15 protein-coding genes are annotated in these 19,219 nt (G+C 74.9%); 10 read left to right on the top strand and 5 right to left on the bottom strand.

The features are described from left to right. Positions 1 to 36: 36 nt before the first annotated feature. Positions 37 to 1,191 carry a flavin-containing monooxygenase gene (locus JQN70_RS15900; protein WP_307836026.1) on the top strand — a complete coding sequence of 385 codons (1,155 nt, stop codon included), beginning with the start codon at positions 37 to 39 and terminating at the stop codon, positions 1,189 to 1,191. A gap of 24 nt (positions 1,192 to 1,215) precedes the next feature. Here the strand turns inward: JQN70_RS15900 and JQN70_RS15895 are convergent, their stop codons facing one another. Continuing rightward, positions 1,216 to 2,484, bottom strand: coding sequence for a saccharopine dehydrogenase family protein (locus tag JQN70_RS15895; protein WP_204132338.1), 1,269 nt, complete (start codon positions 2,482 to 2,484; stop codon positions 1,216 to 1,218). A gap of 59 nt (positions 2,485 to 2,543) precedes the next feature. Between JQN70_RS15895 and JQN70_RS15890 the strand changes: the two genes are divergently transcribed. Then, the gene (locus JQN70_RS15890; RefSeq protein ID WP_204132337.1) at positions 2,544 to 3,773 is read left to right on the top strand and encodes a glucose-1-phosphate adenylyltransferase family protein; all 1,230 of its coding nucleotides are present in this window, start codon (positions 2,544 to 2,546) and stop codon (positions 3,771 to 3,773) included. A gap of 4 nt (positions 3,774 to 3,777) precedes the next feature. Here JQN70_RS15890 and xylB read toward each other — a convergent pair whose 3' ends face one another. Further along, positions 3,778 to 5,193: a xylulokinase gene (gene xylB, locus JQN70_RS15885; RefSeq protein WP_204132336.1), complete on the bottom strand. Its 1,416-nt coding sequence runs from the start codon at positions 5,191 to 5,193 to the stop codon at positions 3,778 to 3,780. A gap of 84 nt (positions 5,194 to 5,277) precedes the next feature. Between xylB and JQN70_RS15880 the strand changes: the two genes are divergently transcribed. Continuing rightward, entirely contained in the window at positions 5,278 to 6,231 is a 954-nt protein-coding gene (locus tag JQN70_RS15880) for a sugar-binding transcriptional regulator (protein WP_204132335.1), read from the top strand. Between the two features lie 108 nt (positions 6,232 to 6,339). Here JQN70_RS15880 and JQN70_RS15875 read toward each other — a convergent pair whose 3' ends face one another. Beyond that, complete coding sequence (locus JQN70_RS15875; protein WP_204132334.1) at positions 6,340 to 7,398, bottom strand: SGNH/GDSL hydrolase family protein; 1,059 nt, start codon at positions 7,396 to 7,398, stop codon at positions 6,340 to 6,342. Between the two features lie 192 nt (positions 7,399 to 7,590). Here JQN70_RS15875 and JQN70_RS15870 point away from each other — a divergent pair, with 192 nt between their 5' ends. From JQN70_RS15870 to JQN70_RS15850, 5 genes are all read left to right on the top strand, one after another. Beyond that, a complete protein-coding gene (locus tag JQN70_RS15870; protein ID WP_204132333.1) occupies positions 7,591 to 8,733 on the top strand; it encodes an ROK family transcriptional regulator in 1,143 nt (380 codons plus the stop codon). Between the two features lie 123 nt (positions 8,734 to 8,856). Then, the gene (locus tag JQN70_RS15865; protein ID WP_204132332.1) at positions 8,857 to 9,948 is read left to right on the top strand and encodes a sugar ABC transporter substrate-binding protein; all 1,092 of its coding nucleotides are present in this window, start codon (positions 8,857 to 8,859) and stop codon (positions 9,946 to 9,948) included. A 40-nt stretch (positions 9,949 to 9,988) separates the two neighbouring features. After that, on the top strand, positions 9,989 to 10,783 hold the full coding sequence (locus JQN70_RS15860) for an ATP-binding cassette domain-containing protein (RefSeq protein ID WP_434063750.1): 795 nt from the start codon (positions 9,989 to 9,991) through the stop codon (positions 10,781 to 10,783). After that, positions 10,780 to 12,054, top strand: a complete 1,275-nt coding sequence (locus tag JQN70_RS15855; RefSeq protein WP_307836025.1) for a sugar ABC transporter permease — start codon at positions 10,780 to 10,782, stop codon at positions 12,052 to 12,054. Before JQN70_RS15860 ends, JQN70_RS15855 begins: the two co-directional genes overlap by 4 nt. Positions 12,055 to 12,124: 70 nt before the next feature. After that, complete coding sequence (locus JQN70_RS15850; RefSeq protein ID WP_204132331.1) at positions 12,125 to 13,024, top strand: ferredoxin family protein; 900 nt, start codon at positions 12,125 to 12,127, stop codon at positions 13,022 to 13,024. 152 nt (positions 13,025 to 13,176) lie between these two features. Here the strand turns inward: JQN70_RS15850 and JQN70_RS15845 are convergent, their stop codons facing one another. Both JQN70_RS15845 and JQN70_RS15840 read right to left on the bottom strand, forming a co-directional pair. Next, entirely contained in the window at positions 13,177 to 14,343 is a 1,167-nt protein-coding gene (locus JQN70_RS15845; protein WP_204132330.1) for a S1 family peptidase, read from the bottom strand. A gap of 286 nt (positions 14,344 to 14,629) precedes the next feature. Further along, a complete protein-coding gene (locus JQN70_RS15840; protein ID WP_204132329.1) occupies positions 14,630 to 16,771 on the bottom strand; it encodes a DUF998 domain-containing protein in 2,142 nt (713 codons plus the stop codon). A gap of 71 nt (positions 16,772 to 16,842) precedes the next feature. Here JQN70_RS15840 and JQN70_RS15835 point away from each other — a divergent pair, with 71 nt between their 5' ends. Continuing rightward, a complete protein-coding gene (locus JQN70_RS15835; RefSeq protein WP_204132328.1) occupies positions 16,843 to 17,532 on the top strand; it encodes an HAD-IA family hydrolase in 690 nt (229 codons plus the stop codon). A 9-nt stretch (positions 17,533 to 17,541) separates the two neighbouring features. Beyond that, positions 17,542 to 19,215, top strand: coding sequence for an FAD-binding dehydrogenase (locus tag JQN70_RS15830; protein WP_204132327.1), 1,674 nt, complete (start codon positions 17,542 to 17,544; stop codon positions 19,213 to 19,215). Positions 19,216 to 19,219: the final 4 nt, after the last annotated feature.

Raw genomic sequence — 19,219 nt, 5'->3', positions numbered from 1 at the left:
CCCGGAGCGGTGTGACGTGGGCGTAGTCTCCGCACCGTGGACTCCGGGACCGTGGCCGAGGACGTCGTCGTCGTGGGCGCGGGGCCGGGTGGCCTCGCCGTGGCGGCGGCGCTGCGCCAGCGGGGGGTCGACGCCCTCGTCGTCGACCGCGCCGCGCACGTCGGGGAGTCGTGGCGCAACCACTACGACCGGCTGCACCTGCACACCCCGCGCGGCTGGTCGCACCTGCCGGGCTACCGCATCCCGCGGCGCTTCGGGCGCTGGGTCGCCCGCGCCGACGTCGTCCGCTACCTCGAGGAGTACGCCGAGCACCACCACGTCCGACTGCGCCTCGGGACGGCGGTGGAGCGGGTCGACGTGCTCGACGGCTCCGGGGCCGACGGCCCGCGGTGGGCGGCGCACCTCGCGGACGGGTCGGTCGTGACCGCCCGCCACGTCGTCGTCGCGACCGGCTACAACCACACCCCCGTCGAGCCCACGTGGCCCGGGCTCGAGACCTTCACCGGCGAGCTCGTCCTCGCGCGGGACTACCGCACGGGGCGGCCTTGGGCGGGGCGCGACGTGCTCGTCGTCGGCACCGGGAACACGGGCACCGAGATCGCCACCGACCTCGCCGAGCAGGGTGCCACCCGGGTGTGGCTGGCCGTCCGCACCCCGCCGCACATCCTGTCCCGCACCCGGTTCGGGGTCCCGGCACAGGCCACCGGCATCGCCGTCCGCCGGTTGCCGCCCACGGTCGTCGACCGGGTGGCGGGGGTGCTCGCGGCCGTCCAGGAGCCCGACCTCACCGAGCACGGGATGCCCCGCGCCGGCCGCGACCTGTACTCGCGCGTGCTCGAGGGCCGGATCCCCGTGCAGGACGTCGGGGTCGTCGCCGCCATCCGCGCCGGCCGGGTCGAGCCGGTCGCGGCGGTGGAGTCCCTCGACGGCGCGGAGGTGGTCCTCGCGGACCGGACGCGGGTGGCGCCGGACGTGGTCGTCGTCGCGACGGGGTACCGGGCCGGGCTCGAGCCGCTCGTCGGTCACCTCGGGGTGCTCGGGGAGCGCGGGCTGCCGGTGACGCACGGCGCCGAGCCGTCGGACGTCGCGCCGGGGCTGTGGTTCACCGGCTACACCAACCCCATCTCGGGGATGCTCCGCGAGCTGGCCATCGACGCCGAGAAGATCGCCCGGGCGGTCACCCGCGCCTGAGGGCTTGGCCGCGGACGGTGGAACTCAGGCGGGCAGGCGCTCGACCTCGAGGGTGAATCCGTGCGCCCGGAGCCGGTGCACGAGCGGCATGCCGAGCGCGGTGGCCGGGGTGAGCACGCCCGAGGCGTCCGGCAGCCCGGCGTCGTCCTCGGCGAGGGCGAGGGCCGCCTGCCCGAGCATCACCGCCGTGCCGGAGTACCCCGGGTCGTAGGGCGCGGCGACGACGGACCGGTAGCGCGCCCCGTTGTCCGCCTCGGCCGTGACCTCCATCCGGAAGCGGCCGGCGGCCATCGCCTCGTCGCTCGGGCCCTCGCCCGGGGCCGGCAGCACGCGGTCGAGCACCGCCCGGGTCGGCCCGAAGGCCATCCCGGCGAGGCCGGCGAGCAGCCCGGCGGACACGACCCCGGCGGTCACTGCGCCCCGCGGCCCGGACCCGTAGTCGGAGTACTCGGTGTAGCGGAAGCCGTCGCCGTAGCCGAGGAGCGAGGCCGACCGGGCCACGATCCGGGTGTTGAACGCCGCCATGACGAACGGGCCGGTGAAGTGGTCGTTGTCCGGGTCGCGGCGCACGGGGGAGGCCTTGGTCACGCGGTCGACGACCCCGGCCACGCCGCCGCGTCGGGGCGTCGACGCCCCCGCCGGGCGCGGCGGGCGCCCTCCCTCGGCGAGCGCCCAGGGGTCACCCGCGATGCGCCGGGTCGACGGGTCGCGCCGCATCTCGATGGCCTGCGTCCGGCCGGAGTCGATGGTCCCCCCGCTGAAGCCGCCCTTCATGCTGCGCACCGCGAGCCGGGTGCGACCGAGCTCGGCGCCGTCGGCCCGGGCGGCGTCGGCGCAGAGCATCACGCCGAGGTCGCTGGGGATCGAGTCGAAGCCGCAGGCGTGGACGATGCGTGCGCCGGAGAGCATCGCCGGCTCGTGGTTGGCGCCGACGCTGCGGTGGACGAACAGCACCTCGCCGGTGAGGTCGCAGTAGTGGGTGCCGGCCGCGGCGCAGGCGGTCGCGAGCGGGACGCCGAACTTCGCGTACGGCCCGACCGTGGTGACGACGACGCGCGTGCGGGCGGCGAGGTCGGCGACGGCGGAGTCGTCGAGCGCGTCGACGACGAGCAGCGGCCAGTCGGAGGCGTTGTCCCCCAATCCGTTGCGCACGTCCTCGAGCCGTTGCTGCGACCGTCCGGCGAGGCCGATGCGCAGCCCTGCGGGGGCGTTCTCGGCGAGGTGGCGGGCGGTGAGCCGCCCGACGAACCCCGTGGCGCCGAAGAGGACGATGTCGAGCTCGCGGTCGGTCATCGCCCCACCGTACGGGGGCGCCGGCACCGGCGGGCGGCCCCGTCGGGCAGAGTGGTGCGATGAGGTCGGCGACGCGGGTGCTCGGTGTGGTGCAGGCCGGGGGCGCGGGGTCCCGGATGGACGTGCTGACCCGGGAGCGGGCCAAGCCCGCCCTGCCGTTCGCCGGCTCGTACCGCCTCGTCGACTTCGCGCTCTCCACGCTGGCCGGCAGCGGGGTGACCGACGTGTGGCTCTCGGTGCAGTACCGCGCCGGCAGCCTCCACGGGCACGTGGCGGGCGGGCGTTCCTGGGACCTCGACCGGACCCGCGGCGGCCTGCGCTGGCTCGTGCCCGAGGAGGGCGGCGGCTCGCCGGGGCAGGAGGGGTTCGCGGCCGGCAACGCCGACGACCTGCACCAGTACGTCGACGCCGTTGAGTCCTTCGGGGCCGACGTCGTCGTCGTGACGAGCGCCGACCAGGTCCTCGGGGTCGACCTGCGCCCGATCGTCGACGACCACCTCGCGCGTGGTGTCGACTGCACGGTGCTCACCACCGAGGTCACCCGGAGGCGGGCCCGCGACAAGACGGTCGTCGTCACGGGCCCCGACGGCCGGGTCCGCCGGGTGCTCGAGAAGCCGCAGGACCCGCCGGTCACGACCATCGCGGCCGAGGTCTTCGTCTACCGCCCGCAGACCCTCGTCGACGCCCTCGGCGCGCTGCGGCGCGACCTCGGGGTGCAGGACGAGGGCGCGGGCTCCCTCGGCGACTTCTCCGAGCGGCTGCTGCCCCGTCTCGTCGAGGACGCCACCGTGCGCGCCGTCCCGCTGCCGGGCTACTGGGCGGACTGCGGGACGCCGGCGGCCTATCTCGCCGCCCACCGCGACCTCGTCGCCGGCCGCGTCGACGTCGTCAGTGACCCGCCCGTGCCGCTCCTCACCCGCTGGCCCGAGCGCGTGCCGGCGGTCGCGGCGCGCGGCGCACGGGTCGAGGACGCCTGGCTCTCGCCGGGGTCACAGGTGCGGGGGACGGTGCGGCGCAGCGTGATCGGGCCCGGCGTGGTCGTCGAGGCCGGGGCGGTCGTCGAGGACTCGGTGCTCATGGAGGACGTCGTCGTCCGGCGGGACGCCCGGGTGACCACCGCGGTGCTCGACGACCGCGTCGAGGTCGGCCGGCGGGCGCGCGTGGGCGCCTCGCCGGCGGGGACACGGCTCGTCGACTCCCACGTCACGCTCCTCGGTCGCGAGGCCGTGGTGGGGGCGGGCGACACGCTGACGCCCGGGGCCCGGCTGGAGCCGGGGGCGAGCAGCTGAGTCCTCAGGCCTGCGGATAGGCGCTCGCCAGCGCGGCGGCGTAGCGCTCGCGGGTCTCGGCACCGGCGGCCGGGTCGCGCGGGTCGGCGGTCGCCTCGATGTCGACGCCCCACCCCGGGGCGGCGGGGGCACCGGAGAGTGCCCAGGCCGCCTGGCGGGCGGCGCCGACCGCGACGTACTCGCCGGGGGCCGGCACCGCGACGGGCGCACCGAAGAGGTCGGGGGCGATGGCCTGCACGGCGGCCGACTTCGCCGCCCCGCCGATGAGCAGGACCCGCTCGACCGGGCAGCCGGCGTCGCGCACGGCGTCGACGGCGTCGGCGAGCCCGAGGAGCATCCCCTCGACGACGGCGCGCGCGAGGTTCTCGGGGGTGGCGTTGCCGCGGGTGATCCCGTGCAGCGCACCGGTGGCCGTCGGCAGGTTGGGGGTCCGCTCGCCGTCGAGGAAGGGCAGGAGGGTGAGGCCCCCGGCGCCGGGTTCGGCCGCCATCGCCAGCCGGTCGAGGTCGGCGAGCTCGACGCCGAGCATCGCGGCACCCGAGGTGAGCACGCGCGCCGCGTTGAGGGTGCAGACGAGCGGGAGGAAGCCGTCCTCGGCATCGGCGAAGGACTGGACGAAGCCGCGGGGGTCGGCGGTCGGGCGGTCGTGGCGCGCGAAGGCGGTGCCGCTCGTGCCGAGCGACACGACGACGTCGCCGGGGAGCAGGCCGAGGCCCAGCGCCGCGCCCATGTTGTCTCCGGTGCCCGGGGCGAGGGCGATGCCGTCCCGGGTGCGCCCGACGACCTCGGCCGGCCCGGCGACCCGCGGCACGTCGAGGTCGCGGCCGGCGGCCATCCGGAGCAGGTCGGGCCGGTACTCGCGCGTCGCGGCCGAGAAGTACCCGGTGCCCGAGGCGTCGCCGGCGTCGGTGGTCCACCCGTCGAAGCCGCCGCCGGCCGCGAGGATCCGACCGGTCAGCCAGTCGTGGGGGAGGACGACGCGGGCGGCCCGGTCCATCGAGGCGGGTTCGTGGTCGCGGACCCACCGCACCTTGGCGGCCGTGATCGCCGCGAGCGGGACGATGCCGACCGCGTCGGCCCAGGCCTGCGCCCCACCGAGCTCGTCGACGAGGTCGCGGGCCGTTCCGGCGGAGCGGGTGTCGTTCCACAGCAACGCGGGACGCACCACCTCGTCGGCCTCGTCGAGCAGGACCATCCCGTGCTGCTGGCCCCCGACGGCGAGCGCGGAGACGCCGTCGAGCAGGCCGCCGGCCGTGGCCTCCTCCCAGGCCCGCCACCAGTGGGCGGGGTCGACCTCGGTGGCGTCGGGGTGGGTGCCGCGACCGAGCCGGACGACCTCCCCGGTCTCGGCGTCGCACACGGCGACCTTGCAGGACTGGGTCGAGGTGTCGACTCCGGCGACGAGCGGACGGGAGGACATGCGCCTGGCCTTTCGGGGGGAGTTTGTCGGCAAGGGCTCAGGTGAACGATAATCCGCTCACGTGAGAGTGCGGAGGACGGGCCCGTGATCGAGAGCGAGTCCCTCCGGGCGACCGACGCGGTGCTCGCGTCCGAGGCCGCCCGCCGGTACTACCTCGCCGGCGAGAGCAAGGTCGACATCGCCGCCGCGATGAACATCAGCCGGTTCAAGGTCGCCCGGCTGCTCGAGGCCGCGCGCGCGGCGGGCATCGTGCGCATCGAGGTCGTCGACCGGGGCGGCGTCGACGGCGAGCTGTCGACCCGGGTGCGCACCGCCTTCGGCCTGCGTCGCTGCGTCGTCGTCGACTGCCCGGACGACGCGCCCCGGCTGCGCGCGCACGTCGGGTCGGCGGGGGCCGACGTCCTCCTCGACGTCGTCGGGCCCGACGACGTGCTCGGCCTGCCGTGGGCGCGGACCGTCAGCGCGATGCTCGAGGCCCTGCCGGCGCTGCCCCCGGTGCCGGTCGTGCAGCTGAGCGGCTCGATGGTCATCCCCGGCGAGCACAGCCCGGTCGACATGGTGCGGGCCGCCGCCGCGCTCGCCGGGCAGGACGCGAGCGTCTTCTACGCACCGTTCATCCTCGACGACGCCGACAGCGCCGCCGCCCTGCGCCGCCAGCCGGCCGTCGCCGCCGCGATGGCCGAGGTCGACCGGGTCACCGTCGCCGTCATGAGCATCGGGGCCTGGGTGCCGGGGCACTCGACCATCCACGACGCCGTCGACGACGCGGTGCGCGCCGACGTCGCCGCCACCGGGGCCGTCGGCGAGGCGCTCGGGGTGTTCGTCGACGCCGAGGGGCGGGCCGTGCACCCCGAGCTCGTCGACCGGATGGTGACGATCGGCGCCGACCAGCTGCGCCGCGTCCCCGAGCGCGTGGCCCTGGCCACGGGGGCCGCGAAGGCCGCTGCGGTGCAGGCCTTCCTCACGGGAGGCTGGGCGACGACCCTCGTCACCGACCGCTCGCTCGCGACCTCCCTCGTCCGCCGCGCCGGCGCCTGACCGGCCCAACTTTCCCTCCGGCTGCCGAAAGGTTCAGCGACCTGCCGGTTGCAACCGACAGGTCGCTGAAGGATCCGGCATCCGGAGAGAAAGTGGAGGCGGGGGAGGTCAGCGCGAGGCGGCGGCCCGGTGCTCCGCGGCCTGGCGTGCGGACCAGAGGCGGTCGGCGCGGTCGACGCTCGCCCGGTCGTCGACGTCGACCCCGGCGCGCTGCGCCGCGGCCCGGGCCTTCGCACTGTGCAGGTCGGGGGTGAGGACGCGCTCGGGCGTGATGCCGGCGTCGAGCGCGGCGTACCGGCGCTGGGTCGCGGCGAGGGTCGCCTCGCGGCCGGCGGCCGCGCGCAGGACGGCGGCGGTGCCCCGCACGCGGGCGCCGGTGAGCACCGGGCTGACGGTCGGCGTGTAGCCGCTCGCGTGCCCGGCCGTGTTCGGGTGGTAGGACTCCTCGATCGGGTTGGACAGCCCGTTGATCCACTCGGGGGAGTCGCACACGGCGTGCCCGACGAACCGCGAGGTCGGGTTCGCGAAGGAGAACCCGGCGGCCGAGGCGCGCTGCGCGGTCACCGAGTTGACGAGGTCGGCCATCGCGTTGAGGCGCGCCTCCTCCTCGGGCGAGAACCACGTGAGGGCGTTGCAGTCCTCACCCATGAAGATCCGCGGGTAGCCGACGACGGTGACCTTCGCGTTGGGGGCCTTGGCCCGGATGCTCGAGTAGAGCGAGGACAGCCGGCTCGGCAGCGTCCCGTTGACGAACGCCTGCGCGCCGTCGACGGCCCCGTTGCAGTCGCTCATCCACCCCGGCTGGGCGCACTCGGTGAGGACGTCGGCGAACCCGGCGTCGTTGCCGCCGACCGAGATCGTCACGTAGCCCGTCGACGTCGACAGGGCCGAGAGCTGGCTCGCGGTGACGTCGGCGACGGTCGCGCCCGAGCAGGCCCGGAAGGTCAGGGCGTAGCCCCTCGCGGCGGCGATGAGCGAGGGGTAGGCCTTGGCGGAGCGGAGGCACTCGGTGCCGTCGGCGATGTAGTCCCGGGTCCCGGTGCCGGAGGAGTAGCTGTCGCCGAGGGCGACGTAGGACGCGGCGGCCGCGTGCGCGGGCAGGGTGGTCAGCGCGAGCGCGGCAGCCGATCCGAGGGCGGCGGCGGCCATGGCACGTCGTCGGGACATGGGTGATCCTCCAGGGTGTGGTCCGTGGGGTGGGTCCGTTCACGCTAGGGCGGGGCGGTCGGATCCGCGCGTCGAGCGCCGGGGAGCCCTCCCCGTCCGCGCCGGTCCTTCCCCCACGGCGCCGAGTGCGCTTATCTTTAGCCCGTGAATCCAACGGGCCCAGCGCCGGGCTCGCAGGCCTCCCTCCGGGAGATGAACCGCCTGCGGGTCCTCGACGCCGTCCGCGAGCACGGTGCCCTGACCCAGGTCGAGATCGCCGGGGTCACCGGGCTGTCCGCCGCGACGGTCTCGAACCTCGTCAAGGAGCTCGACGTCGCGGGCGCCGTGCAGCTGCGCCCGAGCATCCGCAACGGCCGTCGGGCCACCCAGGTCTCGGTCGCGAGCTCGAGCGGCCTCGTCGGCGCCGCCGTCTTCGGCGACCGCGACATCCGCGTCGCCGTGGCCACCGGGCCGGCCGACATCGTCAGCCAGAAGCGGATGCCGCTGCCCGCCGACCACGCGGCCGACGAGGGGATGACCCGGGCCGCCCGGCTCATCCAAGAGCTCGCCGAGGGGGCCGGCCACACCGCCGCCGACCTGCGCTCGCTCGTCGTCGGCCTCCCGGCACCGATCGACACCGTGTCCGGGGAGGTGGGCTCCGAGGGGGTCCTGCCGGGATGGCGGGGGGTCGCGGTCGCCCAAGCGATGCAAGACGCGCTGGGCGTGCCCGTGCTCCTCGACAACACGTCAAACCTCGCCGCCGTCGGCGAGTTCAAGCTCGGTGCGCTGCAGGGCATCTCGACCGGCGTGTTCATGAAGGTGTCGTACGGCGTCGGGGCCGGCCTCATCATCGGCGGCGAGCTGTTCCGCGGCAGCGCGGGCACCGCCGGCGAGATCGGCCACGTGACCATCGACGAGAACGGACCCGTCTGCCGGTGCGGCAACCGGGGCTGCCTCGACACCTTCGTGGGGGCCCGGGCCGTGCTCGCCGCGCTCCGCCCGAGCCACGGCTCGCTGACCCTGCGCGACGTCATCAACCGGGCCCTCGAGGGCGACCCCGGGTGCCGCCGCGTGCTCGAGGACTCCGGGCGCCACCTCGGCGTCGCGCTCGCAGGCGTCGTCAACCTCCTCAACCCCGAGGTCGTCGCCCTCGGCGGCCAGGTGGCCCGGGTGGGCGAGGTCGTCCTCGGCCCGATGCGCGAGGCCATCGAGCGGTGCGCCATCCCCAGCGCCGCGGCCTCGGTCGAGGTCCGGGTCGGCGAGCTGCCCCCCGAGGAGGCCGACGTCCGCGGGGCGCTGGCGGTCGCCGACCAGCTCCGCGAGGAGGCCGACCGGGCGGCGCTCGCCGCGGGGTGAGGGCCGTGACCGAATCGTTGTCGTCCCGGCTTGTATTCAAGCCTTGACGTCAAGGCGTGAACCGAGTTGAATCCGGAAGGACCGCACCAGAGAGGCTGCGGACGTCAGGCACAGGAGAGACACATGACCCCTCGACTCACCCGCTTCGCCGGTGCCACGCTGGCGCTCGGTCTCACCGTGGCCGGCCTGGCCGCCTGCGGTGACGACAGCTCCGGCGGTGGCTCGAGCACCGGCTCCGGCTCCGGCTCGGGCGACGCGAAGAAGATCGCGCTGCTCCTCCCGGAGAACAAGACCGCCCGCTACGAGGCCTTCGACCGTCCGATGTTCGAGGCCGCCGTCAAGGCCGCCTGCGCGGACTGCGAGGTCGTGTACAGCAACGCCGAGCAGGACGCCGCCAAGCAGCAGCAGCAGGCCGAGGCCGCGATCACCCAGGGTGTCGACGTCCTCGTCCTCGACGCCGTCGACGGCAAGTCGGCCGCCACCATCGTCCAGAACGCCAAGTCCCAGGGCGTGCCGGTCATCGCCTACGACCGCTTCGTCGCGGGCTCGGACTACTACGTCTCCTTCGACAACCAGAAGGTCGGCGAGCTCCAGGGCACCGGCCTCGTCGAGGCGATGAAGGCCGGCGGCAAGACGAGCGGCGACATCGTCATGATCAACGGCTCGCCCACCGACGCCAACGCCGCCGACTTCAAGAAGGGCGCGCACAGCGTCCTCGACTCCAGCGGCTACACGGTCAAGGCCGAGTACGACACCCCCGACTGGAGCCCGGACAAGGCCCAGGCGTGGATGGAGGGCCAGGTCGGCACCGTCAAGGGCAACCTCGTCGGCGTCTACGCGGCCAACGACGGCACCGCCGGTGGCGCCATCGCCGCGCTCAAGGGTGGCGGCGTCAACCCGCTCCCGCCGGTCACCGGCCAGGACGCCGAGCTCGCCGCGATCCAGCGGATCATCTCCGGCGACCAGGCGCTGACCATCTACAAGGCCATCAAGCCGCAGGCCGAGGACGCCGCGAAGAACGCGATCGCCCTGGCCAACAAGCAGAAGCCAGCGTCGTCCGCCGACAAGGAGGGCGTGCCCTCGACCCTGCTCGACCCGGTGGTCGTGACCAAGGACAACATCAAGGACACGGTCATCGCCGACGGCTTCTACAAGGCCGCCGACGTCTGCACCGCCGAGTACGCGGCCAAGTGCACCGAGCTCGGCATCAGCTGAGCACCCTCCTCCCGATCCCTCACGAAGGAGTGAGCCGACCGTGACCACCACCACCCCGGCGCCCGTCCTCTCGATGTCCGGTGTGTCGAAGCGCTTCGGAGCAGTCCAGGCGCTCAAGGACATCGAGTTCCACGTCGGCGCCGGGGAGGTGGTGGCCCTCGTCGGTGACAACGGCGCGGGCAAGTCCACCCTCGTCAAGGCCATCGCCGGCGTCTACACCCCCGACACCGGCGAGGTCACCTTCGACGGCCGGCGGGTCGACATCACGACGCCGGCCCAGGCGCAGGCGCTCGGCATCGCGACGGTCTTCCAGGACCTCGCCCTCTGCGACAACCTCGACGTCGTCGGCAACCTCTTCCTCGGCAACGAGGTCCTCCGGGGGCGCGCCCTCGACGAGGTGTCGATGGAGCAGGAGTCCTGGAAGCTGCTGCGCGAGCTGAGCGCCAAGATCCCCAGCGTCCGCATCCCCGTCGCCAGCCTGTCCGGTGGCCAGCGGCAGACCGTGGCCATCGCGCGCTCGCTGCTCGGGGCGCCCAAGGTCGTCATGCTCGACGAGCCGACCGCGGCCCTCGGAGTGGCCCAGACCGCCGAGGTGCTCAACCTCGTGGAACGGTTGCGCGAGAAGGGTCTCGGCGTCATCCTCATCAGCCACAACATGAGCGACGTCATGGCCGTCGCCGACCGGGTGGCCGTCCTGCGGCTCGGCCGGAACAACGGCGACTTCCGGGTCGCCGACACCAACAGCCAGGAGATCATCGCGGCCATCACCGGCGCGACCACCAACGCCGTCACCGCCCGCGCCGCCCGCCGGGCCCCGCAGGAGGAGCAGTCGTGACCGCCTCGCAGACCCCGCCCCCCGCCGACCCGACGGCCGCCGCGGCCGTCCCGGCCGACCTCCAGGACGAGCGGCTCATCGCCGCGCAGGGGTTCGGCGGCTGGGCCTCGGCCACCTGGGCCCGCCTCCGCTCCGGCGACCTCGGCTCGCTGCCGGTCGTCGTCGGCCTCGTCATCATCTGGGCGGTCTTCTACGCCCTCAACCCGGCCTTCATCAGCAGCCGCAACCTCGTCAACCTCACCCTGCAGATGGTGCCCATCGGCGTCCTCGCCATCGGTGTCGTCCTCGTCCTGCTGCTCGGGGAGATCGACCTGTCGATCGGCTCGATGTACGGCCTCTCCGGTGCGGTGCTCGTCGTCCTCTTCGTCAACCAGGGGATGAGTGTCTGGGTGGCGGTCCTGGCGGCGCTGGCCGCCGGCGCGGTGGTCGGGCTCGTGTACGGGTTGCTGTTCAACCGGTTCGGCGTACCGAGCTTCGTCATCACCCTCGCCGGGCTGCTCGTGCTGCTCGGCCTGCAGATCCGCACGCTCGGCAAGGACGGCACGGTCAACCTGCCGTTCGAGTCCTCGCTCGTGCAGTTCGCGTCGCAGAAGTTCCTGCCGCACTGGCTGGCCTACACGCTGGCCGTCGTGGTCCCGCTCGTCTACCTGCTGGCCCGGCTGCGGACCAACCAGCGACGTTCTGCGGCAGGCCTGTCCGCCGTCCCGGTGACGGCGCTGGCCGTCCGGGCCGTGCTGCTCGCCGTGGCGCTCGTCGTCATCACCTACCTGCTGCAGCGCGACCGCGGCCTGTCGTACATGGTCGTGCTCTTCGTCGTGCTCGTCGTCGTCATGGACCTCGCCATCCGGCGCACGACGTGGGGCCGCTCGGTCCTCGCCATCGGCGGCAACGTCGAGGCGGCGCGCCGCGCGGGCATCAAGGTCAAGCGGGTCTACCTCAGCGTGTTCGTCCTCTGCTCGACCTTCGCGGCGCTCGGCGGCATCCTCGGCGCGGCGCGGCTCGCGTCGGCCAACCAGAGCAGCGGCGGCGCCGACACCAACCTCAACGCCATCGCGGCGGCGGTCATCGGCGGCACCTCGCTCTTCGGCGGCCGCGGGTCGGCGTACTCGGCGCTGCTCGGCATCCTCGTCATCTACTCGATCAGCAACGGCCTCGCCCTGCTGTCGGTCTCGGCGGACGTCCGGTACGTCGTCACCGGCGCGGTCCTCCTCCTCGCGGTCGTCATCGACAGCCTGAGCCGGCGCAGCCGCGCGGCACACGGCCGAGCCTGACCTCGACCGTCCGGCCGGACCCCCGGGGGTGCGCCCCCGGGGGTCCGGTGCGTCGACGTAGCATCGCCGGATGGCCCTGACCGACCTCTCGCGCTGCTCGGCCGCGGCCCGTGACCGCCGTGAACCCCTCGCCGGCAGTGCGCCGGTGGCCAGCCGGTGGCTCCTCGTCGAGCACCCCGGCCCCTGGGCCAAGTCCCCCCTCGAGACGCCGCCGTTCCTCGGCCGGGTCGGCGAGGAGGTCGAGGCGACCTGCGCCTCGTTCGGCGGTCGCGCGCTGCTCGTCCGGCGGCAGGGCCGGCGCGGGTCCGACCCCGGGCCCCGGCAGTGGTTCGCCGTCGACACCGTGCGCGGCACGTGGGTGCGCGGCACGTGGCGCACCGCGGAGGACGTCGTCGAGGCCGCGCACGCCCTCGGCACCGGGCTGAGCGGCAGCGACACCGACGCCGAGCCGATGATCCTCGTCTGCACCCAGGGCACCCGGGACGCGTGCTGTGCGGTGCGCGGCCGCCCGATCGCGGCGACCCTGGCCCGCGAGTGGCCCGACGAGGTCTGGGAGTGCACCCACCTCGGCGGCCACCGCTTCGCCGGGACGCTGCTCAGCCTCCCCGACGGCGCCTGCTACGGCTACCTCGACGCCGAGCGCGTCGTCGACCTCGTCGGCGCCCACCTCGACGGTCGGGTCGCCGCGGCGCACCTGCGGGGCGTCACCCGATGGGAGCCGGCCGTCCAGGCGGCGCTGGCGGCGGTTCTGGTTGAGCACGGCCCGGCGGGCCTCGACGACGCCGTCCCGGGCCGGGTCGACGCCGACCCCGACGGCGGGCCGACCCGGGTCGAGGTGCTCGGGTCGGGTCCGGTGCCCGAGCGGGTCCTCGTCGAGGTGGCCGCCGAGACGGTGACCGACCACGCGCTCGGCTGCGGCGCCGGGCCGAAGCCGGCCGTCCTGCAGCGCGCCACCATCCGCCGGTCCTGACTCGGGGTCACCCTCCGACCCCGGGTCGAGGTGATGTCGGACCGGGGGAGGGCCGTCTTTCACCTCGACCGCGGGGGCGTGCGGAGGGCGTCCGGAGACGACGGACGGCCCGCCCCACGACAGGGGGCGGGCCGCCGGCCGGTGCGGAGGGCTCAGGAGGTCGAGACCGTCACGCCGTAGTAGGAGGCCGCGTCGACGACCGGCTGGTAGAAGCTGTAGCTGCCGGCGCCGTAGCCCGCGTTGAACCCGCAGTCGACGCCGACCGGCCCGCCGGAGGTCATGCCCTGGGCGTAGTTGTTCGTCCCGATGTACGCGCCACCGGAGTCACCGCCCTCGGTGCAGACCGTCGCCCGGGCCAGGCCCGACACCGACGTCCCGCCCTGGTAGTTGACGGTGACGTTGTAGGCCTCGATCTGGCCGCAGGTCCAGCCGGTGGTGTTGCCGGCCTTGCAGATGTCCGAGCCGACCGCGTTCTTGCTCGCGCCGTACACCGGGACGTTGCCCGCCAGGCCGCCGCGGGTGTCGACGTAGGGCTGTCCGACGTCCTCGGCGTCGATGTCCATGAGGCCCATGTCGACGCTCGGGGCGCCGGAGACGAACCGGCTGTTCGTGCCCTTGCCGATGTGGGTGCCGTTCGCGTCGAGGATGTCCGGCAGGCCCTCGACGCAGTGCCCTGCGGTGAGCAGGACGTTGTTGCCGCTCGAGGTGGTGCCCGGGAAGCCGAGCGTGCAGTTGGTGCCGGGGGACAGGTCCATGATCCGGCCCGGGACGACGTCGGCCTGGGTGGCCAGCGGTGCCGACTCCTCGACCGTCACGCCGGCGACACCGCGCAGCGCCGAGCGCAGGGCGGCGGACGCGTCGGGCTCGACCTCGGCCACGACCGACTGCGCCCGCAGGTCCGGGGTGAGCGAGACGAGGTCGCTGGAGCCCTTCGCGGCCGCGAGCGCGGTGCGGGCGAGGGCATCGAGGTCGCTCTGGCCCTTGCCCCGGCGGGCGAGGAGCCCCTCCGCCTCCACGCTGCGAGCCGCCGCGGCGGAGTCGACGAGGACGACGAGCCGCTCGCCGTCGAAGTACGCGCCGTCGGTGGCGACACCCTCGCGCGACAGGGCGTCGTACGTGCGCTGGCGGTCGGCCTTGCGCTGGAGGGTCTGCTTCGCCTGCGTCGTGCTCACGCCGTCGCGCTGCGCGACGAAGCCGGCGACGATGTCGTCGGGGGAGGGGAGCGGGGCGGCCGAGGGGGCGGCGGCCCAGGCGGTGGCGGAGGCGGCGGCGGCGACGGCGCTCGTGGCGATGCCGACGGCGAGGACGCGGTGCTTCATCGGGGGACTCCTTCGTGGGGGGTCGCCGGGCCCGGGTGGGTCCGGCGGCGCGGGGCCGGGGGGTGTCCGGCTCCGGGGCCACCCGCCGGCGGCCCACCTCCACCCCCTCAGCGCGGAGCACGGATCGCAAACCGAGGCAGCCGCTTTGACCGAACCTTGACGGGATCCGGGAGGTCCGGGCGGAACCCCATACCTCGCGGCGGGGACCGGCTGGAGGAATCTTTACCGAGATTCTGCTCTCGGCGGAACTTTGTCACGGACCCCCGGGGCGAGGTCCGGACGGGCGTCAGGGAGCCTCGGTGGCGCTCCCCGCGACGGGAGCGGCGGGGACGGTGTCGACGGTGAGGGCGGCGCCCGCCGAGCACGTGCGGGCGGGGTCGGCCGCCCGGGTGTCGATGCGGTCGCCGTTGGTCAGGGACACGTCGTCGTACGCGGGGCGCCCCTCGATGACGTCGCGGAAGCGGTAGCGGGTCAGCGAGGACAGCCGGCAGTCGGTGCCGAAGGTCAGGACGTCGAACGACGACGGCTGGCCCACGAGCTCTTCCCCGCCCTCGTCGGCGAGGAAGTGGCTGAACGGGCCGCCACCGGTGAACGTGCCGACCTGGATGCGGTTGCCCTCGAGGTCGGCGGAGTGCATGTGGCCGTTGAGCAGGACGCCGCCGGGGAGGCCCTGGACCGCCCACGGCTCGTGGCCGACGACCACGTCGGGGGCCGGCCGGTCGGCGTAGGCCGCCTCGAACGCCGCCCGGGCCGGCAGCTGCTTGATCCGCGACCCCGTGCCCGAGTCGCCGAACCACCGCGGGTCGTTGAAGCCGGCGATCGTCACGCCGCCGACCGTCACCTCCCGGTAGCCACCCTCCGCGGGCTGCAGCAGGGTGACGTTCGGGATCCGGGCCATCCGGTCGAGCACCGCGGTGTCGGTGGCGCTCGTCGCGTCGTGGTTGCCGCGGACGAAGAGGTACGGGACGCCGACCGACTCGATGCCGTCGAAGATGCCGGCCGCCTCGCCCTCGGTGACGGTGCCGAAGTTCACGAGGTCCCCGCTGTCGACGACGACGTCGATGCTCTCCTCCTCGACGATGGTGCGCATCAGGGCGTACTGGTTGCCCCCGTGGACGTCGCTGACGAAGAGCACGCGCAGCGCCGGGTCGGCCTCGAGGGAACCCGCGGCGTACTTCTGCTGCAGGGCGGTCGAGAGCGCGAGGAGGTTGCGCAGGTACGGCGTCACCTGGGCCGCGCGGGTCTCGACGTCACCGAGCAGGCCCTGGTTGCGCTGGAGGGTGCCGAGCACCTCGGTGGCCTGGAAGGTCCCCTGCCGGCTCGGCTGGTAGGTCGTGTACAGGGCCGCGCCCGTGCCGAGGGTCGAGACCGCCCACGCGGCGACGGCGGCGCCGACGAGGGCCCGTGGCGGGCGCCGGCGACGGGCGAGCGACCAGGTGGCGAGCACCACCAGCCCGGGGAGCAGGGCCCCGAGCGTGAAGCGCCCGAGGACGTCGACCGCCGCCCCCCGGATCGCGGTGTCGAGCTCCTGGGGGCCGGGGCGCAGGCTGGCGAGGCTGATCCCGGGGCGCGAGAGGGTGTCGGTGATGTTCGCGCGGACCTGCGGGACGACGCGCACCCCCGGCGCCACCCCGGTGAAGCCGAGCCGGACGTCCCCGAAGGTCGTCTGCGCCACGAGGTCGCCGGCGCTGCGCGGGTCGCCCGTGAGCCACACGGTCGCCTGGTAGTTGCGCGTCTCGGCGGTCGCCGGGGCGAGCGAGGTGGCCCCGAGCCCGGTCGCCACGCCGGCGCCGGTCAGGAGGACGACGCCGAGCGCGTGGCGCAGCCGGTGCGAGCCGATGCGGTGCCCGGCCGACCACCACACCCCCGTCGCCGTGGCGAGCGGCCAGAGGACCGTGAGGGCCGCGACGACCCGTTCGTGCATGCCGAAGGCGTCGGTGCCGGCGCCGAGCGCCAACGAGGCGACCGCCACGAGGAGCACCGCTCCCGCGGGCCGGGCGACGCGCGGTGCGAGGACCGGTGGGGCGTCGCGACGGGCGGCGAGGGCCGGCCAGAGCGCGAGGAACAGGAACGACGCCGACGCGACGACGGTGTGCACCGCCGAGGACTCGGTGCGCGAGGGGAGGGGGAAGAGGGCGACGAGCACGGTGGTGACGCCGCCCGCGGCCAGCAGGGCGCGACCGACGACCCGCGCCGAGCCGAGGGCCCACGCGGTGACGAGGTGGGCCAGGCCGGTGACCACGAGCGCGGAGGTCATCACCCAGCGGTGGGGCGTCTCGAGCGAGGCGAGGGCGCTGATCGTCTCGGAGGTCGGGTCGAACCCGTCACCCACGAGGTCGGCGGCCCACGTCCACCCGCCGACGAGCGCGACCACCGCGACCGTCGCGCTGGCGACGGCGGTGCGGAGGTGTCCGTCGGGGCGCGCCATGTCCTCCACCCTAGGTCGGCTCCTCGGGGTCCCGCGGTCGCCCGCGCGCACCGGGCGCCTAGGGTGGCGGCATGTCGCAGCCCGAGCCGCTCCCCGACGCGCTCCGGCGCTCCTTCGACGCCGTCCTGCTCGACATGGACGGCACGCTCCTCGACTCCATCGCCATCGTCGAGCGCTCGTGGCTGCGGTGGTGCGAGGAGTACGGCGTCGACCCGCGGCGGCTCGTCGGCTCGCACGGGGTGACGGCGGAGAACCTCATCGCCGGGCTGCTGCCGGAGGAGGTCCGGGTCGAGGCCTTCGCGCGCATCCGCGAGATCGAGAGCGGTGACGTCGAGGGCCTCGCGGTGCTGCCCGGTGCCCTCGAGCTGCTCCGGGCGCTCGACGCGGCCGGGGTCCCCACCGCCATCGTCACGAGCAGCACCGACGACCTCGCGGAGGCCCGGCTCACGGCCACCCGGCTCCCGCGCCCCGGCGTCGTCGTCACGGCGTCGGACGTGGTGCGCGGCAAGCCGTTCCCCGACCCGTGGCTGCTGGGCGCCGAGCGGCTCGGGGTCGAGCCCGCCGACTGCCTCGTCGTCGAGGACGCGGTCGCGGGGCTGCGCGCGGCCCGTGCGGCGGGATGCGGTGGGCTCGTCGCCGTGACGACGACGACCCCGCCCGACGAGCTCGAGCCGGTGGCCGACCTCGTGACCTGCGACCTCACGACGCTGCGGGTCGACGCCGTGGACGGGGCCTGTCGCGTCCTGGGGTCGGACGCATAGGGTCACCCCGTGGATGCCGACGTCGTCGTCGTGGGAGCCGGGCTCGCCGGTCTCGTCGCCGCGTGCGAGCTCGCCGACGCGGGCCGTTCCGTGGTGCTGCTCGACCAGGAGTCCGAGGCCAACCTCGGCGGTCAGGCGTGGTGGAGCTTCGGCGGGCTGTTCCTCGTCGACACCCCCGAGCAGCGGCGGATGGGCATCAAGGACTCCGCCGAGCTGGCGTGGCAGGACTGGCAGGGCTCGGCCGGGTGGGACCGGCTGACGTCCGAGGACGGCGGCCCGGGCCCGGACCACTGGGGCCGCGAGTGGGCGCGTTCGTACGTCGAGTGGGCGGCCGGCGAGAAGCGCGACTGGCTTCGGGCGCAGGGCATCTCGTTCTTCCCGGTCGTCGGGTGGGCCGAGCGAGGCGACGGCACGAGCGGTGGGCACGGCAACTCCGTGCCCCGCTTCCACATCCCCTGGGGCACGGGCATGGGCGTCGTCGCCCCGTTCGAGCGGCGGCTGCGCGAGCACCTCGCCGGCGGACGGGTGTTCTACCGCGGACGGCACCGGGTCGACGCGATCGTCATGTCCAGCGGAGTCGTCGCGGGCGTGCGCGGTTCGGTTCTCGCGGAGGATGACTCGCCCCGCGGCGTCGCCAGCAGCCGCGAGGTCGTCGGCGAGTTCGAGTACGGGGCGCAGGCCGTCGTCGTCGCCTCGGGGGGCATCGGCGGCAACCACGAGCTCGTGCGGGCGAACTGGCCGGAACGCCTCGGGGCGGCGCCGGACGACCTGCTCACCGGCGTCCCGGCGTACGTCGACGGCCGGATGCTGGCGATCGCCGAGGCGGTCGGCGGTACCGTCGTCAACCGCGACCGGATGTGGCACTACGTCGAGGGCGTCCGCAACTGGGACCCCGTCTGGCCGGGGCACGCCATCCGCATCCTCCCGGGGCCGAGCGCGATGTGGTTCGACGCGCGGGGCAACCGGCTGCCGAGCCCGTACCTCCCCGGCTTCGACACCCTCGGCACGCTCGACCACCTGCGGCACACCGGGTTCGACCACTCCTGGTTCGTCCTCAACCGCTCGCTCGTCGGCAAGGAGTTCGCGCTGTCGGGGTCGGAGCAGAACCTCGACCTCACCGAGCGCCGGTACCGCGACGTGCTGAAGCGACCGGTCACGGAGGTTCCGCCGGCCGTGCAGGCCTTCCTCGACCACGGCGAGGACTGGCTCACCGCCGACACCCTCGGCGAGCTCGTCGCCCGGATGAACGCCCTCGAGCCCGCCACCCCGATCGACCCCGCACACCTCGAGCGCCAGCTCGTCGAGCGCGACCGGCAGGTCGACAACGCCTTCACCAAGGACGCCCAGGTGGCGGCCATCCGGGTCGCGCGGCGGTACCGGGGCGACCGGCTCACCAAGCGCGCCTTCCCCCTGCACCGCATCCTCGACCCGAAGCACGGCCCGCTCGTCGCCGTCCGGCTGCGGGTGCTGTCGCGCAAGACCCTCGGCGGGCTGCACACCGACCTGTCCGGCCGCGTGCTCGACGCCGTCGGCACGCCGGTCCCCGGGCTCTACGCGGCCGGTGAGGTGTCGGGCTTCGGCGGCGGCGGGGTGCACGGCTACCGGGCGCTCGAGGGCACGTTCGTCGGCGGCTGCCTCTTCAGCGGGCGCACCGCCGGCCGGGCGCTGGCCGCCGCCCTCTGACGCC

It is taken from the genome of Phycicoccus sonneratiae, from assembly GCF_016887965.1.
Taxonomy (GTDB): domain Bacteria; phylum Actinomycetota; class Actinomycetes; order Actinomycetales; family Dermatophilaceae; genus Phycicoccus; species Phycicoccus sonneratiae.
The sequence above is the reverse complement of the archived record's forward strand: the minus strand, read 5'-3'. Positions and strand labels throughout refer to the sequence as shown.

What these genes read in the sequence shown, in the direction of transcription:
- JQN70_RS15895 (WP_204132338.1), bottom strand. Translation starts at nt 2,484, where the DNA reads ATGACCGACCGCGAGCTCGACATCGTCCTCTTCGGCGCCACGGGGTTC.
- JQN70_RS15890 (WP_204132337.1), top strand. Translation starts at nt 2,544, where the DNA reads ATGAGGTCGGCGACGCGGGTGCTCGGTGTGGTGCAGGCCGGGGGCGCG.
- xylB (WP_204132336.1), bottom strand. Translation starts at nt 5,193, where the DNA reads ATGTCCTCCCGTCCGCTCGTCGCCGGAGTCGACACCTCGACCCAGTCC.
- JQN70_RS15875 (WP_204132334.1), bottom strand. Translation starts at nt 7,398, where the DNA reads ATGTCCCGACGACGTGCCATGGCCGCCGCCGCCCTCGGATCGGCTGCC.
- JQN70_RS15870 (WP_204132333.1), top strand. Translation starts at nt 7,591, where the DNA reads ATGAACCGCCTGCGGGTCCTCGACGCCGTCCGCGAGCACGGTGCCCTG.
- JQN70_RS15865 (WP_204132332.1), top strand. Translation starts at nt 8,857, where the DNA reads ATGACCCCTCGACTCACCCGCTTCGCCGGTGCCACGCTGGCGCTCGGT.
- JQN70_RS15850 (WP_204132331.1), top strand. Translation starts at nt 12,125, where the DNA reads ATGGCCCTGACCGACCTCTCGCGCTGCTCGGCCGCGGCCCGTGACCGC.
- JQN70_RS15845 (WP_204132330.1), bottom strand. Translation starts at nt 14,343, where the DNA reads ATGAAGCACCGCGTCCTCGCCGTCGGCATCGCCACGAGCGCCGTCGCC.
- JQN70_RS15840 (WP_204132329.1), bottom strand. Translation starts at nt 16,771, where the DNA reads ATGGCGCGCCCCGACGGACACCTCCGCACCGCCGTCGCCAGCGCGACG.
- JQN70_RS15835 (WP_204132328.1), top strand. Translation starts at nt 16,843, where the DNA reads ATGTCGCAGCCCGAGCCGCTCCCCGACGCGCTCCGGCGCTCCTTCGAC.